This is a genomic window from Polyangium jinanense, assembly GCF_028435365.1.
In genome coordinates this window covers 1-20,970 of record NZ_JAGTJJ010000088.1, presented here as the reverse complement: position 1 = coordinate 20,970, position 20,970 = coordinate 1, and the positions used below count along the sequence as shown (strand labels likewise).

At 67.8% G+C, this 20,970-nt stretch carries 13 protein-coding genes; 11 read left to right on the top strand and 2 right to left on the bottom strand.

Annotated elements, in window-relative coordinates; genetic code table 11:
- Window positions 1-3: 3 nt before the first annotated feature.
- Window positions 4-588, bottom strand: coding sequence for a biopolymer transporter ExbD (locus KEG57_RS51160; RefSeq protein ID WP_272425376.1), 585 nt, complete (start codon window positions 586-588; stop codon window positions 4-6).
- Window positions 589-736: 148 nt separating this feature from the next.
- Here KEG57_RS51160 and KEG57_RS51155 point away from each other — a divergent pair, with 148 nt between their 5' ends.
- The 8 genes from KEG57_RS51155 to KEG57_RS51120 all read left to right on the top strand — a co-directional run bounded on the left by KEG57_RS51155 (window position 737) and on the right by KEG57_RS51120 (window position 11,013).
- Window positions 737-1,540 (top strand): hypothetical protein, encoded by an 804-nt coding sequence (locus tag KEG57_RS51155; RefSeq protein ID WP_272425377.1) that lies wholly within the window; start codon window positions 737-739, stop codon window positions 1,538-1,540.
- Window positions 1,541-1,878: 338 nt separating this feature from the next.
- Window positions 1,879-2,040, top strand: a complete 162-nt coding sequence (locus KEG57_RS51150) for a hypothetical protein (RefSeq protein WP_272425378.1) — start codon at window positions 1,879-1,881, stop codon at window positions 2,038-2,040.
- A gap of 155 nt (window positions 2,041-2,195) precedes the next feature.
- Window positions 2,196-2,555 carry a hypothetical protein gene (locus KEG57_RS51145; protein WP_272425379.1) on the top strand — a complete coding sequence of 120 codons (360 nt, stop codon included), beginning with the start codon at window positions 2,196-2,198 and terminating at the stop codon, window positions 2,553-2,555.
- Between the two features lie 61 nt (window positions 2,556-2,616).
- Window positions 2,617-3,525 carry a Vgb family protein gene (locus KEG57_RS51140; protein ID WP_272425380.1) on the top strand — a complete coding sequence of 303 codons (909 nt, stop codon included), beginning with the start codon at window positions 2,617-2,619 and terminating at the stop codon, window positions 3,523-3,525.
- A gap of 85 nt (window positions 3,526-3,610) precedes the next feature.
- A complete protein-coding gene (locus tag KEG57_RS51135; protein WP_272425381.1) occupies window positions 3,611-5,068 on the top strand; it encodes an FAD-binding protein in 1,458 nt (485 codons plus the stop codon).
- Between the two features lie 1,725 nt (window positions 5,069-6,793).
- A complete protein-coding gene (locus tag KEG57_RS51130; RefSeq protein WP_272425382.1) occupies window positions 6,794-9,580 on the top strand; it encodes a winged helix-turn-helix domain-containing protein in 2,787 nt (928 codons plus the stop codon).
- 98 nt (window positions 9,581-9,678) lie between these two features.
- Window positions 9,679-10,443: a hypothetical protein gene (locus KEG57_RS51125; RefSeq protein ID WP_272425383.1), complete on the top strand. Its 765-nt coding sequence runs from the start codon at window positions 9,679-9,681 to the stop codon at window positions 10,441-10,443.
- A 99-nt stretch (window positions 10,444-10,542) separates the two neighbouring features.
- On the top strand, window positions 10,543-11,013 hold the full coding sequence (locus tag KEG57_RS51120; protein ID WP_272425384.1) for a nuclear transport factor 2 family protein: 471 nt from the start codon (window positions 10,543-10,545) through the stop codon (window positions 11,011-11,013).
- 39 nt (window positions 11,014-11,052) lie between these two features.
- Here KEG57_RS51120 and KEG57_RS51115 read toward each other — a convergent pair whose 3' ends face one another.
- Window positions 11,053-13,248, bottom strand: coding sequence for a cytochrome c peroxidase (locus KEG57_RS51115; RefSeq protein WP_272425385.1), 2,196 nt, complete (start codon window positions 13,246-13,248; stop codon window positions 11,053-11,055).
- A gap of 620 nt (window positions 13,249-13,868) precedes the next feature.
- Between KEG57_RS51115 and KEG57_RS51110 the strand changes: the two genes are divergently transcribed.
- From KEG57_RS51110 to KEG57_RS51100, 3 genes are all read left to right on the top strand, one after another.
- On the top strand, window positions 13,869-16,331 hold the full coding sequence (locus KEG57_RS51110) for a M4 family metallopeptidase (RefSeq protein ID WP_272425386.1): 2,463 nt from the start codon (window positions 13,869-13,871) through the stop codon (window positions 16,329-16,331).
- Window positions 16,332-16,602: 271 nt separating this feature from the next.
- Window positions 16,603-18,078, top strand: a complete 1,476-nt coding sequence (locus KEG57_RS51105) for a sigma 54-interacting transcriptional regulator (RefSeq protein WP_272425387.1) — start codon at window positions 16,603-16,605, stop codon at window positions 18,076-18,078.
- A 282-nt stretch (window positions 18,079-18,360) separates the two neighbouring features.
- Window positions 18,361-20,817: an alpha-amylase family glycosyl hydrolase gene (locus tag KEG57_RS51100; protein ID WP_272425388.1), complete on the top strand. Its 2,457-nt coding sequence runs from the start codon at window positions 18,361-18,363 to the stop codon at window positions 20,815-20,817.
- Window positions 20,818-20,970 lie beyond the last annotated feature (153 nt).

Below are 20,970 nucleotides of genomic sequence, written 5' to 3'. Positions count from 1 at the left end.
ACCTCAGCGCACCGGGGGATAGAGCTTCTGGACCATGAAGCTCGTATGCGGATACCCCGCCGCGGCGGCGCTGGCCATGACGCTCTTGACGGCGGAGATGGGGAGGTCATGGGCGGCAGCGATGAGGACCTCACCAGGGAATGGTGCGTCGGGACGGACCTGCCTCCAGAGCTCCTTTTTGGTCACGAGCAGCACGCGAAGCTCGTCGAGGTGGAGAGGCTCGAGGGCATCGCCGAGCTCGGGCGTGTCGGCCACGACGACGCCGTCGACGGACACGTGGTGGCGATCGACGACGACCAGGGGAGCGTCCACCAGGTCCTCGCCATGGAATGCAGCCGGGAGGCAGGGCAGACGCAAAGGGCTGCAGCACTCTCCGGAGGCCGAGAACGCGGGGAACAAGCCGAACGCGTAACAGGCGAGCGGCAAGATGAAGGCGAGGATGACGGGCGCGCGCACGCCCGGCAGCGTGCGCCACGCACGGGGAGGGCACTGAAAGAAGCGGAGGGCGATACGGCGAAGGAGGCGAGGGCCCGGAGGACGGATGACGTGGGCGTCCGGGGCGGGGCGGCGGCGAAGAAGTCGGAGCATACGGCCGGGGGTAGGACGGGCAGGGCGGGGAAAGATTGGGAGGGGGGAGCGGGAGCGGGAGCGGACGCCGCGCCGTTGTCCCGCGGCGCGCGCTCGTTGTAGCCTCGACGGAGGCCGCCAGGACCGCGGCCGGACGAGGATCCTCTGCATGAAGAACCCGACGCGATCGACCGTGATGACGACCCTCGTGATCGGCGTGATGGCGTATTTCGTTGCCACGGCGGGTCACGAGGGCGTGGGTCACGGGGGAGCTTGCTTGATCGTGGGCGGGAAGGCGCTGCGGATGTCGAGCGCCTGGTTCGATTGCGACAAGCAGGGCTTGAGCGAATGGGCGGTGCGCGCCATCAAGGCCGGCGGCACCGTCGCCAACCTGCTCCTCGGCGCCTTCTTTTTGGCCACCATGCCACGCGCGCCCGGGCGGCCTAGCAACCGCTGGTACGCACACTGGCTGCTCGCTGCCACGAATCTCTTTATGGGCGCGGGTTATTTGATGACGTCACCCTTCGGGAATCATGGCGACTGGGCCGACTTCATCGCAGGCCTTTCGCGCCCGCTTGCCTGGAGGATCGCGCTGACGCTCACCGGAGCCATCCTTTCCGCCGCAGCGCTGCGCGTGCTGCTACGCCGGCTCGATCCTCACCTGGGCACCGAGCTCCCCGAGCGGGCGACGGCGGCGCGTATTCTCTGCTGGGTTCCCTACGGCGCGGTCGGCGGTGTGCTCTTCAGCATCGCGGCGCTCATGAATGCCGAGGGGATGCAATACGTGGTGTCCTCCGCGCTCGCGACCCTGGGAGGCACCTTTTTTCTGGCATGGCTCCCCGCGTGGGTGAAGGCTCCGCGGGGGGAGGTCGGACCACCCCTTGAGCTGGCTCCGACGCCCGCGTGGTTGACGGCGGGCGCCGCGATCACGGCCCTGACGCTGGGCGTCCTCGGGCCGGGAATCCGCTTCTGACAGAGTCGAACGCATCCTTCGCCTCCACGCGTCGTGTAGGCCGCTTACCCACCTCTTTCTCGCACCTCGTGAACTCTTCGGACGGAGATCGGCGCGCGCCGCGCTCGCCGCCGCGGGGGAGGGTCGGACAAGCAATGTCCGCAATGCGGGGAATTCTTCTGGACGTGGGGCCTCTCGGCGGGCAATCTACGCCGCGCTCGACGACGGGCTGCGCACGCGAGCCGAGCAGGCGGATCGCTCCGCGTGGAATGGCGCGGTGCGCGCGCATTGTTGAGATTCAATCCACCGTCCCGGCGAGGAGGCTGCGGTGTCGCGGTGCGATATCGCAGTGGAGGAGAATGAAGAAGGTCCTCGAGATAATCGCGGTCATCGTGGTGGTGTTGTGCCTGATCAGCGCGGGCGTTTTCCTCTCCCGCGGGCCCGGGAGCGACGCTCGTTCCGCTTCCGGAGGCGCAGGGGACGAGGCTCCGGCGACGCCCATCCTCGGCGGCGCGCCGTGAGGAGACCCTTCCCGGGTCCGGGGAGGGCGCGGCGAGGACCTGGGATCGGCATGCAAAAGGGGAGGGGGCGCCCCGCGCACCGGACGGTTTGACCGCCGCGCGGGATGCGTGCTACGAGAGGCCGACGGGATCATGGGCGGTCCACAGGTCGATACATGAGAGCGTCGAACAACGTCGTACGTATCGACATGCCTGGGGCCGTCCCCCTCGCGAACGGCACCCTGGTCGACGTATGGATCGCGCAGCAAAAGGGCGGCATTTTCTCGAACGACTACAAGGGCACCTGGCTGCAAGTGGTCGACACCGGCGTGATTTATTCGGAAGCCATGTTTTATCGAGAGATAAGCTCCTTGATCGTTCGTGACCATCCTCCGTCGCTGGAGGTGCGCGGCGATCTCGACACGCTCGCCCAGTTCCGCGGCCGCATCGTCTACTGCCGCGTCGCGTTCACGTACGGGCAGCAGATGACCACCCTGCTCGTGCAGCACGAAAACGCACCTCCCGTCTATCGCTGACGCTGGGCTGTCTTCGTACCCCGGTTGACAGCCCGGGCGACTCCTGCTGGTGTAGATCTCGATGGCAGGAATTGGACGCCCCGTCTTTCGGGAAATCCCCCTCGCGCGCCTGGACGCTGGCCCTTACGGCATCACCACGGGCCCCGACGGAGCCCTTTGGTTCACGCTGGTCCACGGCGGGGCGGTCGCGCGCATGACCCTGGAAGGCCAGCTCGACGTCTTTCCGCTCGATGCCTCGGGATCTCGGCCCTGCATCCTCACGCCGGGACCCGACGGGGCGCTCTGGTTCACCCGATCCGGCGATCACCAGATCGGGCGCATCACGACCGCGGGCGAGATGGCGTCTTTTCCTCTGCCCACCGCGAACGCGGGTCCCTTCGGCATTGCCTCGGGTCCGGATGGCGCCTTGTGGTTCACAGAGATGAACGCCGATCAGATCGGCCGCATCACGACGGACGGCGCGATCACGGAGTTCGCGCTGCCCATCCAAGGCGCGTTCCCTTCGGCCATGACCGCTGGCCCCGACGGCGCCCTCTGGTTCACCCTCAATCAGGCCAATGCCATCGGCCGTGTCACGCCGGAGGGCGAGGTCGCGATCCATCCTCTGCCCACGCCTTTCGCCGCGCCCGTGGGTATCACCCTCGGCCGTGACGGCGCCCTCTGGTTCGTCGAGATTGGCGCAGGCCAGATCGGGAGGATCACCCCGGATGGCACGACGCGCGAGTTTCCTCTCCCGGATCGTACTGCGCGGCCCCACGCAATCGTGGCCGATCCAGACGGTGCATGCTGGTTCACGGAGTGGGGCGCGAACCGGCTGGGTCACATCACTTCGGAGGGCGTGATCCACGAATACGATCTGCCAACCCCGTCCTCCGAGCCGCATGGCCTGGTGCTCGGACCCGATGGGGCCATATGGATCGCCCTGGAGATAGGTCGGATCTTGCGCGTCAGCTTCACGAACGGCTCTTGAAGCCCGCACGAGGGCGGCTGTCAGGGCGCCCCGTTTCCACTATACTGGTTCCGTCCGCCTCTCCCTTCTTCAGGAGCGATCGACCATGACGCAGCCCCAGACCCGCAGAACCTTCCTCGCCGGCCTCACCGCCGCCTCCGCCATCCTCGCCTTCAGCCCCTCTGCCCGCGCCTGGTTATCCCAGCCCGACGCCGCCTCCGACGCCGTCTGCCTCCCATCCCTCGACGGACAGCTCCTTTTCGCTCCCGACGACCTCGCCGCTGCGGCGGACGATTTTGGCCACATCGTCCACCAGACCCCCGTTGCCGTCCTCCTCCCTGGCTCGATCGACGACATCCGCGCGATCCTCCGCTTCGCCAACGCCCACCGGATCCCGGTCGGCGGGATGAGCATGATCGGCAATACCCATAGCGTCTACGGCCAATCCCAGGTCGAGGCTGGCATCGTGATCAACATGGCCTCCCTCGCCACCATTCACGAGATCGACGAAGATAGCGCTCTCGTCGATGCCGGCGTCCGCTGGATCGACCTCCTCGCCGCCACGACACCGCTCGGCAAAAGCCCTCCTGCCCTCACCGATCACATCGACCTCAGCATCGGCGGCACCCTCTCCGTGGGCGGCATCGGCGGCCAGGCTTTCCGCCACGGCATGCTCGTGGACAACGTCCTCGAGCTCGAGATCATCACGGGGAAGGGGAAACTCATTGCCTGCTCTCCCACCCACCACGCCGATCTCTTTCAGGCTGCCCTCGGGGGGATTGGCCAGTTCGGCATCATCGTCCGCGCCCGCGTCCGCCTCATCGACGTCCCCGGCATGGCCCGCCGCTATACCGCCTTGTACCCCGCCCTCGTCGACCTGATGGCCGACCAGGAAAAACTCATCGACGACGGGCGCTTCGACTACCTCGAAGGTTTCGCTCAACCCGCCGAAGGTGGTGGATGGGTGTATCAGATCGAGGCCGTCAAATACTACGCTGCGGGAGAGCCCCCGGACGACGCCGCGCTCACCGGCGACCTCACCTTCGCACCTTCCACCCTCACGGTGGAAGACCTCACCCATTTCGATTTCACCAACCGCATTGCCCCCCTCGTCGCGCTCCTGAAGTCCGTCGGCGCCTGGCAGCTTCCCCACCCGTGGATCGACATGTTCGTCCCCGGCTCCGAGGCGGCCTCCTTCATTCAATCCGTCCTCGACCAGACGACCCCCGACGACATGGGTGGCGGACCCATCCTCATCTACCCGTTCAAACGCGCCGCCGTCACCGCTCCCTTCGTCGCCCTCCCCGACGAGCCCACGGTGTATCTCTTCTCTCTCCTCCGTTTCGCGCCCCCTCCCGTCGTCGCCACTCTCCTCGCCAAGAACCGCGCCATCTACGAAACCCTCCGCGATCTCGGCGGCAAACGGTATGCGGCGAGCGGCATTCCCTTCACGTCCGCCGATTGGCATGATCACTTCGGCGCCCTGTGGCCGGCCTTCGCCCACTTGAAACACCGCTTCGACCCCCGCCGCATCCTCACGCCCGGCCCTGCCATTTTCGACTGAGCTCCTGGAGGCACCTTTGGCGCACCGACACAGGGCCCGCCGCTGGGCGTCGATCTTGATGATCGCCGTGCTCGCGCTCCTGCTTGGAACGGCTGGCCGCGCCGAGGCGGCCATGATGAAACACTACGACCTCGCGTCGCTCGCGCTCGAAAGCGATCACATCGTCCTCGCGACGCGCACCGGCGAGCGACGGATCGGGCCCTACCAGGCGGTCGTCGACCACGTCGTGAAGAAGGCGTATCGCGGTACGCTCGCGCCAAACGACGCGGTGGCCGTCGAATATGGGGTCTATGAGCTCGACCCGTCCATCGGGCGGCTCCCCGGGGCTCCCTCGGCCGACGTCATCCTCTTCCTCAAGCGGTTCGACGAAAAGGTCGAGCGGGCTCCCGGCATGCCGGAGCACTACCTCGTGCAATCCGGGCTGCGCGTGTTCGTCGACGGCCGCGCGTATCGGTTCGAGCAAGGGTGGAACCCGGGACCGTTCGTCCCGGTCCCGCAGGGCCACGATCCATACGACGCCGCCGGTGATCCACGCGGAGGAAGCGCTCCCCTGACCCTCGCCGAGCTCGAGCCGGCGATCGAACGCGCGATCGCGCGTGCCGACCGCGTGCGCGCCCTGCTTCGCGCCCCTTCTCAGAACGTGGAGGCGCTCGCCGCCGAGGTCGGGCCCGACGACACACGGGATGTCGATGGACTCGCCGTGGTGCCGTTCCCCCGCTGGGAGAACCTCGTCGCGGTGCGATCGCTCCAAGCCATCGCGACGACGAACGATGCAGAATCCTTCTGTGACGCGCTCGGACGCGCCCAGGGCGTCGACTTCTTGATCATGCGCCAGAAAGTCGACAAGGCGCGGATCCTCGATGTCGCCACGAACCGCGCCGCCTCGCCGCGCGCCCGTGTCGCTGCAATCCAGCTCTTGCACCACGCTTGGGGGCCGCGATCCTTCTTGGAGTCGATGCCCCGCCGCATTGCGAGCCTCCTCGACGACCCCGACGCCCGCGTCCGCGCCGCGGCCGCCGGCGCCGTCGATACGCGTGAGCCGAACGCGAAGATCTCCGGCGCCGCGATCGTCGCGCGGTGGCCACTCGAGGAGGACGATGCCGTTCGGTATGCCATGGTCAGGAGCGCGATTGCTCTCGGGATCGTCGGACAACTCGATACGACGCGCGCCCCGAGCCCCGTGATGAGCGGCTCGCTTCGCGGGCGGGCGCTCCACCTCCGCTGGGTCTCGTACGACGGAAGTCCTTGGCGGGTCGACCACGGCGAGATCACGCTGAAGAGCTCGGCCGGCGAGAGGCGGGTGCCGATGGACATGGGAGGCGGGTGGGGCTACGTGGGGGACGGCTCATTGGGTGTCCTGCTCGCCTTCGATCCGCCCCTCGATCCCGGCGTGTACAAGGTCGAATTGATGGCGCGGATGACGAGCGCGCAGGACCAAAAGGACCGGCGCATTGCGCTCGGCGAGCTGCTCGTCACCAATCCGAAGCCCCGCCCCGCTCCGGCAAATCAGCCCGCGACCGGCGGCGCGGAGCCCGTCGAGCCGCCACGCGTCCAGAAGCGCTCGGCGTGCGCGTGCGATTTCGCGAGCACCGACGACGATAGGAACACGGTCGGCCTCGCGGTGATCGCAGTCGCCATTGCCGCTGTACGCCGCCGGCCTGTTGGAGCTCGCGGGCGGGCTACCTGCCGAGCTACGAGATTGCGGCCAGAGACCGCCCATCGCACATGTACGACCGCATGTACCACCTGCCGAATCCACCGGAGATCTTCGAAGGCCGAACGGACGAGCGCGCGTGGCTCTGCGGGCGGCTCGCGCAAAGCCCCCTCTCCATCCTCTGGGGCCCGCTCGGCCTCGGCAAGACCGGGCTCGCTTTGCGCGTCGTCGCGGACCTTCGAATCCCACGCGCCGCCTATCACTCGGCGCTCGACACGCCCGAGGATACGACCTTCCTGATCAGCTTCGGGCGATGCCTCGCCGGGCTCGCCGGAGAGACGGTCGAATGGCTGGCGCAGGGGCGCTCGCGCGCCGATCTCATCATGCTGAACATCGAGCTCGCCGAGCGAGCGGGCGCCGTGGTCCTCGTCGACGACCTCCACGCGGTCGATCACGACCTCACGGAGCGGCTGCTCCTGTCGATCAGCCGTTATGCGCGCAAGAGCCGTTTCGTCGTGATGACACGCACGCGCCCCCGCCACGAGGAGCTCGCGGACAAGGCGCTCCGCATCGAGCCGCTCCCCGAAGAAGATCTCGCGCGGCTCGTGCGTCGCTGCGCGCCCTTGCGCGGTGCCCCCGAGGCGGCGGCGCTCGCGCGCGAGGCCATGGGCTCCCCCTTCCGCGCCCGCCGCCTGGTCCTCTCGCAGGGCGCCGATCCGGGCGGGTCGCTGCTCGTCGATCTCGGCGACGAGGCGAAACGCGCCGTGCAAGCGTTGCGGGTTCTCCGCTTTGCCGCCGCGTTGCCCGCGCATGTGGCGCGCGAGCTCGACGAGCGCGGGCTGATCCGGCTCACGGCGAGCGGGGTTCGTCTCGACGATCGCCTGCGCTCCCTTTTGGACGCCGAGCCTCTCGACGCGGCCGAGGCGCGGCGTACCGCGCTTTCGCTGGTCCTCCATACCGAGGGCCCTGCCTCTGCGTTCGAGGCCGTGCGACTCGCGATCGAGGAAGGCGACGCGGCGCTCTGCGCGTCGCTGCTCGACGAGCGCCTGTTCATGCTCTGCGCGGCCGGGTATGCCGAAGGGCTTTTCGAACTGCTCGGTCGCCTCGAAAGCCCGGCCCTGCTCGGGCATCGGCTCGGCTGCGCCGATTGGATCCACGGGGGGGCGTCGCTCGCATGGGCCGCGGCTCTGCCCGAGCCCGCCGATCCCCGCGTGCGCCTGCTCTGGTGCAGGTTGCTCGTGCATGGAGGAGCCGTGGCGCGGGCGCGCGACACGGCCCGTGCGCTCGCGGAGCACGGGCCTGTCGACCTCCAGACGGACGCGGCGTTGCTCCTCGCCGACATCCTCCGCCACACGGCGGAGGTCGACGCGTCGGTCGCTTTGCTCGAGCGGCTCGAGGTGCGCAGCACGTCCCAGCGGATCGATCGCGACCTGCGGCTCGCGACGGCGCTCATGTTGCGCGGGGATTTCGCTCGCGCGACGGACATGCTCGCGTCCATGCCGGAAAAACTCGAGGGCCTCCGGGTCGAAGAGCGCCGCCGGCTGCGCGCCACGCTCGCCTCGGCGCTCCTCGCGTCTTCGCGCTTCCGCGAGCTCGAGCGCGTGCTCGGCGCTGGCGAGCCGCCCGCCGACTGCCGCCCGACCGAGCTCTTCGCGCACCTCGCGCTGGCGGTCGAGCGCGGACGCTTTGACCTCGGGCGGCGGCTCCTCGATCGTGTCGAGCCCTTCGTCGACGAATCCGTCTACCTGCGCTTCGTTCACCGTTACAATACGCTCCGGTTGCGCCTCTTCGCGGGACCCGGGGAAGGCCTGGAGGAGCTCGCGCGCGAGCTCGCCTTCGACGCCCCGCAGTTCAAGTTGCCGGAGCTCGTCGTCTGGTCCTTCTGCGCCAAGGCGGCCATCGACGTCACGTGCGCGCCGCCTGTCACGCTCGCGGATCTGCCGGCCGGCATGGCTGTCCCGGAAGGAACGGCGCGGGTGCTGCTCGAAGCGTGGCAGGTGATCGTCGCGGCGCGTCGCGGCGCGGCGACGGCCTCCTTTACGACGCCGCCGGACCTGCCGACCGACGTGGGGCTCGTCGCGCGACGCGCGGAGGCGGAGGCTGCGATCGCCCGGGATGAGCTCGATCACGCCGATGGCATTCTCGAGGGCGCGCTGGATCTCGCCCGGCGCGAGGGCTTTGCCATCGAAGAGGCGAACCTGCTCGCGCTCCTGCTCGACGTGCGCCTCCTCCGCGCGGCCCGGGGCACGAGCGCGCGCACGCTCGTCGAGCTCATCGCGCGTTCTCTTGCGCAGGCAGCGGAGCGACTCGGCTCGGCGCGCCTCGCCGCGGAGGCGCGCCTCGCGACCTGGCTCGTCTCGGACCGGAGGGACCCGGCCGTCCTCCTTTCGATGGCGGAAGACCCGGCGTCGCCCGTCGTGCGCCGGCGGGCGCGAGGGCTGCTCGGGCGCGAGGACACGCAGGACGCCCTGGACCGAAGAATCGTGGCGCGCTCGGCCCATGCGGCGGCACGAAGCGAGGATTCGGTGGTGGTGGTGCTCGACCTCGAGCAGCGCGCCCTTTTGCTGCCTTCCGGCAAGCGGGTGGACCTCTCGTCGGCGGACTTGCACGTGCGCATCCTGGAGGTGCTCGTGCGCGGCGGCGGGCGCGCGACGAAGGAGGACCTGGTGCTCGGCGCGTGGGGCCTGCCGAGTTACCATCCGCATCGCGACGACAAGCGGCTGCAGGTCGCCGTCCACCGGATGCGGCAGGTGCTGGAAGAGAAGCCGAAAGAGCCGGCGCTGCTCCTCCGCGACGGAGACGGCTACCGACTCGGCGTGCCCGTGCGCCTCGGCCGCCTCGGCGCGAGCGCGATGTAACCGCTCGTAACCAGAGGCGCGCCCGTCCCAGGCGCATAGTGCTCTCCGTCAACGCGGGCGCGCTCCCTTGCAGCGCCGAAGACGATAACGGAGGCAACATGTCTCGCTGGATTGGTCTGTGTATGCTCTTTTGCCTGGCTCCCATCGCTTGCGTGGCCTCGCCGGCCGCGGAGGGCGAGATGGAAGACGCACTCGACGAGGCGATTTCGACGAGCGCGTCGGCCCTCACCACGGGGACCGAGGAGCTGTTCGAGAGCGACATCAAGGTCGGCGCGCTCACTGCGACGCAGATTCGCACCAAGTTCGCCTCGAAGCCTGCCACGTTCGGCAACTTCATGCTGGGCATGCGGGAGCGAGCGTGCGGCGCCGGCGGCTGCGGAGTTTGGCAGGGCGCCACGGTTCCGGTGTACGAGCAGACCGATGCGCTGGGCAGCGAATACGATTTCAGCATCGGCATGTACGTGAACGGCTGGACGCAGCTCAAATACGGGACCGGGACCAATGCCAATAACCCGGTCGTTCACGGAACGGCCTACGTCACCCCGGCCGGGTACAGCGGGCAATGCTGGATGCCCTTCAACGGGATGTTCAAGACGGCGTCCGGCAAGACGACGGCGCCCGTCTCCTTGTACTATCATTGCGCGGCGAACGGCCAGACGGCGCAGTATCGGATCCTGCCGAAGCTCACGAACACGGCCATGAACGCCCAGCGCTTCATCGCCCGCAGCGACATCAGCGAGACGACGCCGCACCCGGACGGAAGTTACTGGGAGCGGCAATACGTGATTTATGCGCGGCTCGACCCGGCGGAGACGACGACGCTGGTCGCCTCCGACGACGGCTCCCTCCTGGCGAGCTGGTGAAGCGAAGGGCGCGGCGGCGCCGCGGGGAGGGGGCGTCGCCCGTTGACGCGCGCTCCCTGAACGCTGTACCTATCTCGGTACCGACCAAGGAGCCCTGCCATGTCCCCCCGGCCCCCGCTTCCTCCGTTCACCCGCGAGACCGCCATCCGCAAGGCCCGCCTGGCCGAGGACGCCTGGAACTCCCGCGATCCCCAGCGTGTGGCGCTCGCCTACACCGAGGACAGCGTCTGGCGAAACCGCGCGGAGTTTTTCCAGGGACGCGCGGCGATCATCGAGTTCTTGACGCGCAAGTGGGCCAAGGAGCTCGATTACAAGCTGATCAAGGAACTCTGGGCGTTCGACGGCAACCGCATCGCGGTGCGCTTCCAGTACGAATGGCACGACGCCGACGGCCAGTGGTTCCGCTCCTATGGCAACGAACAATGGGAGTTCGACGACGACGGCCTGATGCGCCGCCGAGAGGCCAGCATCAATGACGTGCACATCGCCGCGAGCGAGCGCAAATTCCTGTGGGAATCGGATGGCCCGAGGCCCGCCGATTGGCCCGGGCTGACCGAGCTCGGCCTCTGAGGGTTTTACCGTTCAAACCGGACCACGGGGCGGCCGACCTCACGGCACGTTTCCCTTCAAGAGCACGCGTGACGCCTCGTCGAGCTCGATGGCGTCGCGGGGGATCTCACCCGTCAGGCTCTCCATCCACCGCATGATCAAGCGCGCGTCCCTGTCGGACAGCTCCTGCCCGAGCTGATGTCTCCCCATCATCTTCACGGCCTCCTCCAGGGAGGAGACCGAGCCATCATGGAAGTACGGCCCCGTCCGGGCGACGTTGCGCAGGCTGGGTACCCGGAAAACCATCCAGTCGACGTCTCGCCGCGTGATTTCGTAGCGGCCCCGATCCTTCGTGTCCGGCCAGGGCTTCACGAGCCCAGCCTTCTGGTACATCGTCGCGCCCACGTTGGGTCCGAAATGGCAGGTGATGCAGCCAATCTCGACGAACCGGTTGAAGCCCGCCTTCTCCTCGTCGCTCAGCGCGGCCTTGTCTCCCTCGAGGAATCGATCCCAGCGGCTCCGCGTGTACAGCGTGGCCTGGAACGCCGCGAGCGCGCGCGCGACATTGTCGAACGTCACGGGCTGCGTCGGACCGGGGAACGCCTGCGCGAACGCCTGCGTATAACCTTTGGAGGAGCGGAGCGTCGCCTCGACGCGCTCGGGCGTGGCCGCCATGGCCCGCGGGGATCGCAGCACCTCCTTGGCCTGATCCACGAGGTTGTCCTGCCGACCGTCCCAGAGCAGGGCGAAATAGCCGTCGACGTTGTAGACGCTCAGCGTGTTCCGGGGGGGCTCTCGATTGTCGCTCCCTCGCGATAGCTTTCTGCGGTCGACGCCCCAGGCCTCGAGGGGGTGGCACGAGGCGCACGAGATATCCTGGTTCTTGGACAGGCGCGGATCGTGAAAAAGGACCCGACCCAGCCGAATCTGCGCCGCGGACGTCGGATCGGGCGGTATCGTCGACTCGACCGGCAGAGGCGCGAAGCTCGTCAGCCGCTCCGGTATGATCTCGGCCGACACGACGTCCATGCGCCGCGTCATGCGCGAGAGCCCAAATGCGAGCCCAGCGGCCACGGCCATTCCGAGGGCGAGGGCCAGGCCCCAGGAGAAGCTTCTCGGACGCTCCGGCGGGGCGAGCGCACGGCTGGGTGTCTGGGCGTTCAATTCGTGTAGGGGGGTCGTCGTGGGGCCGAACCGGCCGCTTCCTGGACGCGGGCGCGGAGGCGCGTCCGACGACACCCAGGGCTTCGGGGTCTCCTCCCGGTGGAGGGACGCCACGCGCTCCGAAGGAGGTGGCTCGGCGACGAGACTGCTCTGGGGGCGGCTGGGACCCTCGTTCGCCTGATAGCGGCGGATGCGATCGAGGGACGCGCGCGCCGCGGAGGAGCCGAATGGCTCGAGCGCCTGGGCGAGCTCGGCGACCGTCTGCGGGCGGTCTCCGGGGTCTTTCTCCAGGCAGTGCAGGACCACGCGATCGATGCCCGCCGGCACGACGACCCCCCAGGCATCCATGGGGACCGGCGGATGCTCGAGGATCTTGAGCAGGCATTGTGGTGTGGTGCAGGCCTCGAAGGGGCGTTGCCCCGTGAGGAACTCATAAAGGATCACGCCGAGGGCCCAGATGTCGGCGCGCGTGTCAGCCCACTTCAGGCCTCGCAAGAGCTCGGGCGCGAGGTACGGGACCGATCCGACGATCGCATTCGAGTCGGTCAAGCTGCTCTCTGTCGGGCCTTCGGGCGTGAGCCACTTCGACAAACCAAAATCGAGCACCTTGACGATTTCCACCCCGTCGGCTCCCGTGGCCAGGAACAGATTGGCCGGCTTCAAATCGCGGTGGATGATTCCGCGCGCGTGCGCTTCGGCGATCCCCTCGCACGCCTCCAGCAAGCGGTCGACGGCCGCGATGCTCGAGAAGGGCCCGCGCAGGTGGAGCACCTCCTGGAGGTCGAGCCCCCGCAGCCGCTCCATCGCCAGATACGGCACGCCCGTCTGTAGCAGGCCGGCGTCGAGGATACGCACCACGTGCTGGTTCTGCAGCGACGCGGTCGCTCGGGCTTCGCGCAGAAAGCGCTCCTCAGCCTCGACAGTGCCCCCGTGGCGGGGGAGCAATAACTTCAGCGCGACCGGCTGCCTGAGCGCCAGGTGCTCGGCAGCGAGCACGACGCCCATTCCGCCCTGCCCGAGCGTACCCTCGATCCGGTACTTGCCGGCCACGATGTCACCCGGTCGCGGGACGTCGACATGCGGGATGTCCATGATCTTTGGGTCCGTCGGACGACGCGAACGAGGCGCCCCGGCTGGGGTGGGTATAGCACGGCCTCCCCCAAACCTGGGTGGGGCGCCTGTGACCGGCAAGGCGCCGCGACGGGCGCTTCGTCGCACGCTCGGTCCTTCGTCGAGTTCGCTCGCTTCGCGCCGAGGACGTCATGGCTCGGGGGCGCACCCTGCCGGGCAAGCTCGTCGCCCGACGATGGATGTAGCCCAGCCAATGGTGCGTCTCAATCTTCCTCCAGATACCCGTCTTTCGCACATCACGGCCCCCACACGATAGGTCCATGGTCACCCGAGCAACCCGTTGCTCGGATGGGAGCCCTGTTCGAGCAACGGGTTGCTCGAACCCCCATGGCATTGCTGCCGATGCTCATGCGCCGGGGTAGGGGACGACGAAGCCGGTGCTCCCGCGAAAAAGCCCCCGCGCGGATAAAAAGGCGCGCCCTGGAGGACCTTTCGTTCGCCCTGCCAGACCGTATCCCCGCCGCTGGCACGACCCCTGCTCAATGCTCAGTCCGACGCCACGCCGCAGAGCGAACGTGGATCCGACGGTCGGATCACCGGAGCGCGCGGCGAAGAGCAGCGTTGTATCCTAGGAACTCCAGATGAAGAAGATTGGGATTGTGGGTGTACTTGGTTTTGCTTCTGCCACGGTTCTCGCAGCTGCATGCCAGGGCCCGGGGGACACGGGCGCGGAGCTCGAAGGGCAATCCGGTCTCGACGGGCAATCCGGTCTCGTCGGGCGATCCGGTCTCGATATCCAGAAGCACCTCGACGCGCTCCCCTCGGTCCGCGTCGTCGACGTGGACAAAGCCGGCGTGCCGACGTCTCTCCAGGGCAACCTCGGGGCTGCCGAGGTCCGGGAGGACGACGGAAAAATCGACGTGCGCTCGGCCCTCGCTGTCATGGCCCCTGCGTTCCGCGCAAACTCCGCGGATCTCGTCCAGAAGACGGTCCACCACGATTCGTTCGGCAACCAGCATCTGCGTTTCCAGCAGATGAAGCATGGCCTGCCCGTCATCGGTGGCGAGCTGGTCGTCCACGTGAAAAAGGGCATTCTCACGTCGGCCAACGGCCAGGCCCGCGACGACCTGCCGGCGCCGCGCGAGCCGCGGATCGACGCGAGCACGGCGATCTCCGTGGCCAACGGCGCCGTACCGTCGCTCCCCGAGGCCTTGGCCGCCGGCGAGGCGAAGCTTGCTTATGTGCGGACGCCCGAAGCCCTCTCGCTGGTCTATCAGGTCGAGGTGACGGGTATGCGCGCAGACGGCACGCCCATTCGCGACACTGTGCTCGTGGACGCCGAGAGCGGCAAGGTGGTCCGCCGCATCCCGCATATCCACTCGGCGAAGAACCGGGAGATCCACGATCTCGCGCACGGCATGGAGCTGCCCGGAGCGCTCGCTCGCAGCGAGGGGGAAGAACCGGTCGAGGATAGCACCGTCAATACCAACTACGAGCACATCGGCGTCACGTACGATTGTTATGCGACCCTCTTCGGCCGCGACTCCCTGGACGGCTTGGGGGCCACGCTGGTGAGCTCCGTCCACTTCGGCGAAAACTTCGTCAACGCCTTCTGGACCGGCACCCAGATGGTGTACGGCGACGGCGACGGCGTGACGGCCTCGAACCTCGCCGAATCGATGGACATCACCGCCCACGAGCTCACCCACGCCGTCACCCAGAGCACGTCGAACCTGGAATACGTCGGCGAGTCGGGGGGGCTGAACGAGGCCATGAGCGACATCTTCGGGAGCGTGTGCGAGTGGTTCCGGGCGGGCCGCGTCGCCGATGAGAATACCTGGAAGATTGGCGAGGACGTGTGGACGCCCGCGACCGAGGGCGATGCGCTCCGTTACTTGGCCGATCCGGCGCTCGACGGGATATCGCTCGATTACTTCCCGGATTACGAGGATGGCATCGACGTCCATTTCAGCTCGGGCATCGCGAACCTCGCCTTTTATCTCCTCGCCCAGGGCGGCACGCATCCGCGAGGCAAGACCTCGGTCGAGGTGCGGGGCATCGGCGTCGAGAAGGCGGCGCGCGTCTTCTACCTGGCCAACATGGCGATCATGACGTCGACCACCACGTTCGACCAGGCCAAGGCTGCGACGGAGCAGGCGGCGCGGATCCTCGGGCTCCCGGACGCGGAGCTCGAATCGGTCTCGAACGCCTGGGAGGCCGTGGGCGTGGGCGTCCCGATACCGCTACCGAATGCAACTGCGCTCGAGAATGGGGTGCCCGTCGCGAACCTCAGCGGCGACCCGAACGGCAAGCAGTATTTCACGCTGGAGGTGCCCGAGGGGGCGACGAGCCTCACGTTCACCATCGAGGGCGGAGAAGGCGACGCCGACCTTTACGTTCTCTTCGGCGAGCCGCCGCGGGGCTCGAAGTGGGAGTGCCGGCCGTTCGGCGGGGATAGCAACGAGACTTGCACCATCACCGACATCAAGCCCGGCACGTACTGGGTGATGGTCCGCGGCTTCAGCGCTTACTCGGGCGTGACGTTGACCGGCACGTACGGCGACGGCGCCGCCCTCGTCATCAACGAGATCGATTACGACAACGCGGGGGCGGACCAGGCGGAGTTCGTGGAGATCTGGAATGGTAGCGCGTCGCCCGTGAACCTCGCTGGCCATTCGCTGGTCTTCGTGGAAGGGCAATACGGTGAGGTCTACGCGACCGTCGACCTCGGCCAGGCCGGAACGCTCGGGGCGGGGCAATTCCTGGTGGTGGGTAGCCCATCGGTTTTGGTCCCGGAGGGCGCGCTGAAGATCAACTTCCAGGGCTCCGAAAACCAGATCCAGAACGGTGGGCCGGACGGCGTGGCGCTCATCAAGGACGGCGCCATGCTCGACGCGCTCTCGTACGAGGGCCGGATCACGGCCGCGAATATCCCGAATGTCGGCCAGGTGAGTCTCGTCGAGGGCAACCCCTTCACCACCGCGGACAGCGGCCGGACCGAGCGCTCGCTTTGCCGCATCCCGAGCGGCGCGGACACCGATGACGCCGCCGCCGACTGGGCCGCCACCTCCACCGTGACGCCCGGCGCCGCGAACGTGCCCTGAACCCTCCAAATGGCGGGGGCCCCGTCGGGCCCCCTGCTGCCCTCGTCGTCCTCGACCGGCTGCGTTTCCCCCTCCCGCATCTCGACCTCCGCGGGCAATCCTCGAATAAAACGAAACCATGGGCACCGTGGGCGCGCCGTACGGCACGCCACGACCGAGGGCCGCGGGCGAGCTGGTTTTCCTTGCGCCGGATGCCGCCGGTGATATGGCGACACGCAATGCTCTGGATGACCGCCCGGTCCCCGGGGCGTCTCGCTCGTCCCGAGGAGCCATGAATATCCCGAGCATCGATCCGGTCGCCGCCGCCATCACCGTGCGCCTACCCGAAGGCGCCGTCGAGGCCGTGGAGCAGGTGGATCGAAAGGGAGCCGGTGTCGCGCTGGTCGTCCATCACGACGGGCGAACGCAATTCGTCCCGTTGAGCCCCGGGCGCCCCATTATCGTCGGGCGCCTCGAGCCGTCGCATGTCCGGATCCCGGACGCGAGCCTGTCACGACGACACGCGCGTTTGACGCTGCAGGGTGGTGTCGTGCGCGTCGAGGACCTGGATTCGACGAATGGGGTTCGCATCCGGGGCGAGTGCGTCACGCGCGGCGAGGTCGGCCCCGGCGATCAGCTGCTCCTCGGTCGTGTCGTGGTCTCCGTGTACGCGCTCGCGCCCGACGATGCCGTCGCGCGCCGCGAGAGAGGTCGAGCCTCGCCGCATTCGCGCGCCGCAGACGGTGGGGAGGACGACGGGCCCATCATCGCGAGCCCCGCGATGCGCCGCCTCTTCGAAGCCATCGACAAGCTGCGGCGCTCTTCGATTTCGGTTTTGCTGCGGGGTGAGACCGGCACCGGCAAGGAGATCCTCGCCCGCGCCCTCCACGACCGCAGCGATCGACGCTCGGGGCCGATGGTCTCCGTCAATTGCGGCGCCCTGCCGCGCGAGCTCGTCGAGAGCACCCTCTTCGGGCACGAGCGGGGTTCATTCACGGGCGCGGTGCAGCAGCAGAAAGGCGTATTCGAGGCAGCGCACGGCGGCACGGTTTTTCTCGACGAGCTCGGGGAGCTACCCGCCTCGGCGCAGGCCGCGCTCCTGCGTGTCCTCGAGACCAAGCGCGTGACCCGGGTCGGCTCGAGCAGGGAGACGACGGTCGACATTCGCCTCATTGCCGCGACCCACCGCGATCTCGAGGTCATGTGCGACGAGGGGACGTTCCGCCTCGATCTGCTCTACCGCCTCAACACCATGGTCTTGACCCTGCCACCGCTGCGCGAGCGCCCCGAGGAGATCGAGCCGCTCGCGCTGCGTTTCACGAGGCAGGCTGCGCGGGAGCACGAGAGGGAGATCCGGGGCATCGACCCCGCGGTGCTCTCGGCGCTGCATCGTTATTCGTTCCCGGGCAACGTTCGCGAGCTCCGCAATGCGATCGAGCGCGCGGTGATCGTCGCCGAGGGCAATACGATCACCCTGGGCGACCTGCCGGAGCGCGTACGTGACGGCGCTCGGCCTGCCTCCCCGAGCCCTGCGCGCCGCGCCGCCGCTCCCCTCGACGATCAGGCGGACCTGCGCGAGCGCGTGCAGCGCTACGAGAGCGAGCTGATCCAGGAGGCGCTCCGGCAAGCGGGCGGCAATCAAACGGAGGCCGCGCGCAGGTTGCGCATGCCGCTCCGAACCTTGGTCCACAAGCTGAAGGCTTTGGGAATCCGCAGACGCGACGCGGCTCCGGGCGAGCGCGACGCGCCCTCGAAGCCGCATCCCTGAATCGCATCCGGAAACACTCCGAGACGAGAGTGTGGTCGTTCATCGCAGGGTGGACGCTACATCCATCGGAGCGGAGCGGAGGCGGACGCCGAGGGGGAAACGCGCGCCGGCTCCGGGGGCCGGCTCCCCCTTCGACCGTCATGGGAGATTTTAGCCATATCATCATAAAAAAACGTCCAAGGGTCGCATCCAAGGTTTCTTGACTCGTGCGGGGAGCGACTTTACGCCGGGACCTCTGGCGGTGCGGGCCCCTTCTCGGGCCGCGCGAAAGAGGTCCTATCCATGCTCACCGGAAACGACGAAACTTCGCAGGGCGGGCGGCGCCACGTATTCGGGCGCCGCTTTGCTGCTTCGGTCTTGATTACACTCCTCGCCGGCTGCGGCCCCGCGCTGGATGCGCCGGAGGATACGCTGGAGGATGCGCTCACGGAGACCGCGCCCGACGACACGCTTGACGAAGACGCGCCGCTCCTCGCGCTCCCCGACGGCCCCGCGCCCTCCCAGCTTGCGGTGACCTTCACGCTGGGCGCGCGTTACGACGCGACGCAGAGCAACATCACCTTCCGCGTCTACTCCTCTCGGGCCACGCGTATCGAGGTCTACCTCTACGCGCAGTCGCAAGGCGCGCAGGAGAAGATCAAGTACGTGCTCACCAAGGACGCCGCGACGAACGTCTGGTCGAAGACCGTCGCCGTCTCCACGCTCAAGAATACCTACGGCATCACCGGCCCCGTTTATTACGGGTATCGCGCCTGGGGGCCGAACTGGCCGTACACGAGCAGCTGGACCAAGGGCTCGGGCTCCGGTTTCCTCGCGGACGTGGACGCGCAGGGCAATCGCTTCAATCCGAACAAGTTGCTCCTCGATCCCTACGCCTTCGAGATCAGCCACGACCCGATCAACCCGAGCAACACGGACGGCACCGTATTCGCCTCAGGCGCCTCGTACCGCAACCTCGACAGCGGCACGAAGGCCACGAAGGGCATCGTCTTGCCGCCGGACGCGACCTCCTATGGCGCGAAGCCCACACGGTCCCTCAAGGACGACGTCATTTACGAGGTCCACGTCCGCGGCTTGACCAAGAGCGACGCGAGCATTCCCGCCGCGTACCGCGGCACGTACAAGGGTGCGGGCCTGAAGGCGGCTGCCCTCGCGCAGCTCGGCGTCACGGCGGTCGAATTCCTCCCCGTGCAGGAGACGGACAACGACGCGAACGACGTCGCCCCGACCAGCACCGCGGGGGACAATTACTGGGGCTACATGACGCTGAATTACTTCGCGCCTGATCGCCGCTATGCCTCCGATCAGACGGCCGGCGGCCCCACGCGCGAGTTCAAGGAGATGGTGAAGGCGTTCCACGACCAGGGCATCAAGGTCTTCATCGACGTCGTCTACAACCATACCGGCGAAGGCGGCGCCTGGAGCGCGAACGACAAGACCACCTACAACGTGATGTCCTTCCGGGGCCTCGACAATCCCACCTACTACAGCCTGAGCGCGGACCTGCAACACAGCTGGGACAACACCGGGGTCGGCGGCAATTTCAATACATACAACCCGATCGCCCAGGACCTCATCGTCCATTCGCTCGCGCACTGGAAGGACACCCTCGGCGTCGACGGCTTCCGCTTCGATCTCGCCTCGGTCCTGGGCAATACCTGCCAGCACGGCTGCTTCAACTACGACAAGTTCGACGCGAACACCGCGCTCAATCGCATCTGGAAGGATCTCGAGCCCCGCCCCGCGGGCGGCGGCGCCGGCGTGGACCTCATCGCCGAGCCCTGGGCCATCGGCGGCAATTCGTACCAGGTCGGCAACTATCCTTCGGGTTGGTCCGAATGGAACGGCATTTTCCGCGACACGCTGCGCAAGGATCAGAACCAGCTCGGCGTCGCGACGGTCACCCCGGGCCAACTCGCCAGCCGCTTCGTCGGCTCGTCGGATCTCTTCGGCGACGACGGGCGCAAGCCGTGGAACTCCATCAACTTCATGGTCGCCCACGACGGCTTCACGTTGCGAGATGTTTACGCGTGCAACCAAAAGAGCAATTCGCAACCCTGGCCGTACGGGCCCTCGGACGGGGGCGAGGACGACAACCACAGCTGGGACCAGGGCGGCGCCGCCGCGGACCAGCGCAGGGCAGCCCGGAACGGTTTCGCGTTCCTCATGCTGAGCGCCGGCACGCCGATGTTCACCGGCGGGGACGAGCTCTTGCGCACGCAGTATTGCAACAACAATGTCTACAACCTGGACTCGGACAAGAACTGGATCGACTGGACGACGTCGACGGACAAGGAAAACCTCCGCACGTTCACCCGGCGTCTCATCGCATTCCGCAAGGCCCACCCCGCGCTGCGCCCCGATCAATACTACAGCGGCACGGACGGCAACGGGAACGTCATGGAGCAGCTCCGCTGGTTCAAGTCGGACGGGACCGTGCCCGACAGCGCCTACTTCAACAGCGGGAGCAACCACGCCCTCGCGTGGCGCATCGACGGCACCGAGTTCGGCGACCCGGCGAGCGCAATTTACATCGCCTACAACGGCTGGTCGGGCAGCGTCGACTTCACGCTGCCGTGGCCGGGCAACGGGAAGGCGTGGCACCGCGTGACGGACACCTGCAACTGGGCCGAGGGCGATAACCAGGTCGCAAACCCGGGCGCGGAAACGCTCATAGGCGGCGAATCCACGAAATACGGGATGTGCGCCCGGAGCGTGCTGGTGCTCGTGGCGAAATGAAGGGAGGGCGGTGACGCGGGTGCCGTTGCGCTGACCATTGGTTTCTTCTTGGGGACGCCGCGCCGGGGCGCTGCCCCGGACCCCGCGGGGGCTGTTCGCCCCTCGACCCGAACCAGGGCAAGCCCTGGACTCGGGTTGGAAGAACTGCGCGGT

Bases quoted from the DNA above. Each gene is read 5' to 3' on its own strand.
- KEG57_RS51115 (WP_272425385.1), bottom strand. From the start codon at position 13,248: ATGGACATCCCGCATGTCGACGTCCCGCGACCGGGTGACATCGTGGCC.
- KEG57_RS51100 (WP_272425388.1), top strand. From the start codon at position 18,361: ATGCTCACCGGAAACGACGAAACTTCGCAGGGCGGGCGGCGCCACGTA.
- KEG57_RS51155 (WP_272425377.1), top strand. From the start codon at position 737: ATGAAGAACCCGACGCGATCGACCGTGATGACGACCCTCGTGATCGGC.
- KEG57_RS51105 (WP_272425387.1), top strand. From the start codon at position 16,603: ATGAATATCCCGAGCATCGATCCGGTCGCCGCCGCCATCACCGTGCGC.
- KEG57_RS51150 (WP_272425378.1), top strand. From the start codon at position 1,879: ATGAAGAAGGTCCTCGAGATAATCGCGGTCATCGTGGTGGTGTTGTGC.
- KEG57_RS51140 (WP_272425380.1), top strand. From the start codon at position 2,617: ATGGCAGGAATTGGACGCCCCGTCTTTCGGGAAATCCCCCTCGCGCGC.
- KEG57_RS51145 (WP_272425379.1), top strand. From the start codon at position 2,196: ATGAGAGCGTCGAACAACGTCGTACGTATCGACATGCCTGGGGCCGTC.
- KEG57_RS51120 (WP_272425384.1), top strand. From the start codon at position 10,543: ATGTCCCCCCGGCCCCCGCTTCCTCCGTTCACCCGCGAGACCGCCATC.
- KEG57_RS51130 (WP_272425382.1), top strand. From the start codon at position 6,794: ATGTACGACCGCATGTACCACCTGCCGAATCCACCGGAGATCTTCGAA.
- KEG57_RS51110 (WP_272425386.1), top strand. From the start codon at position 13,869: ATGAAGAAGATTGGGATTGTGGGTGTACTTGGTTTTGCTTCTGCCACG.
- KEG57_RS51135 (WP_272425381.1), top strand. From the start codon at position 3,611: ATGACGCAGCCCCAGACCCGCAGAACCTTCCTCGCCGGCCTCACCGCC.
- KEG57_RS51160 (WP_272425376.1), bottom strand. From the start codon at position 588: ATGCTCCGACTTCTTCGCCGCCGCCCCGCCCCGGACGCCCACGTCATC.
- KEG57_RS51125 (WP_272425383.1), top strand. From the start codon at position 9,679: ATGTCTCGCTGGATTGGTCTGTGTATGCTCTTTTGCCTGGCTCCCATC.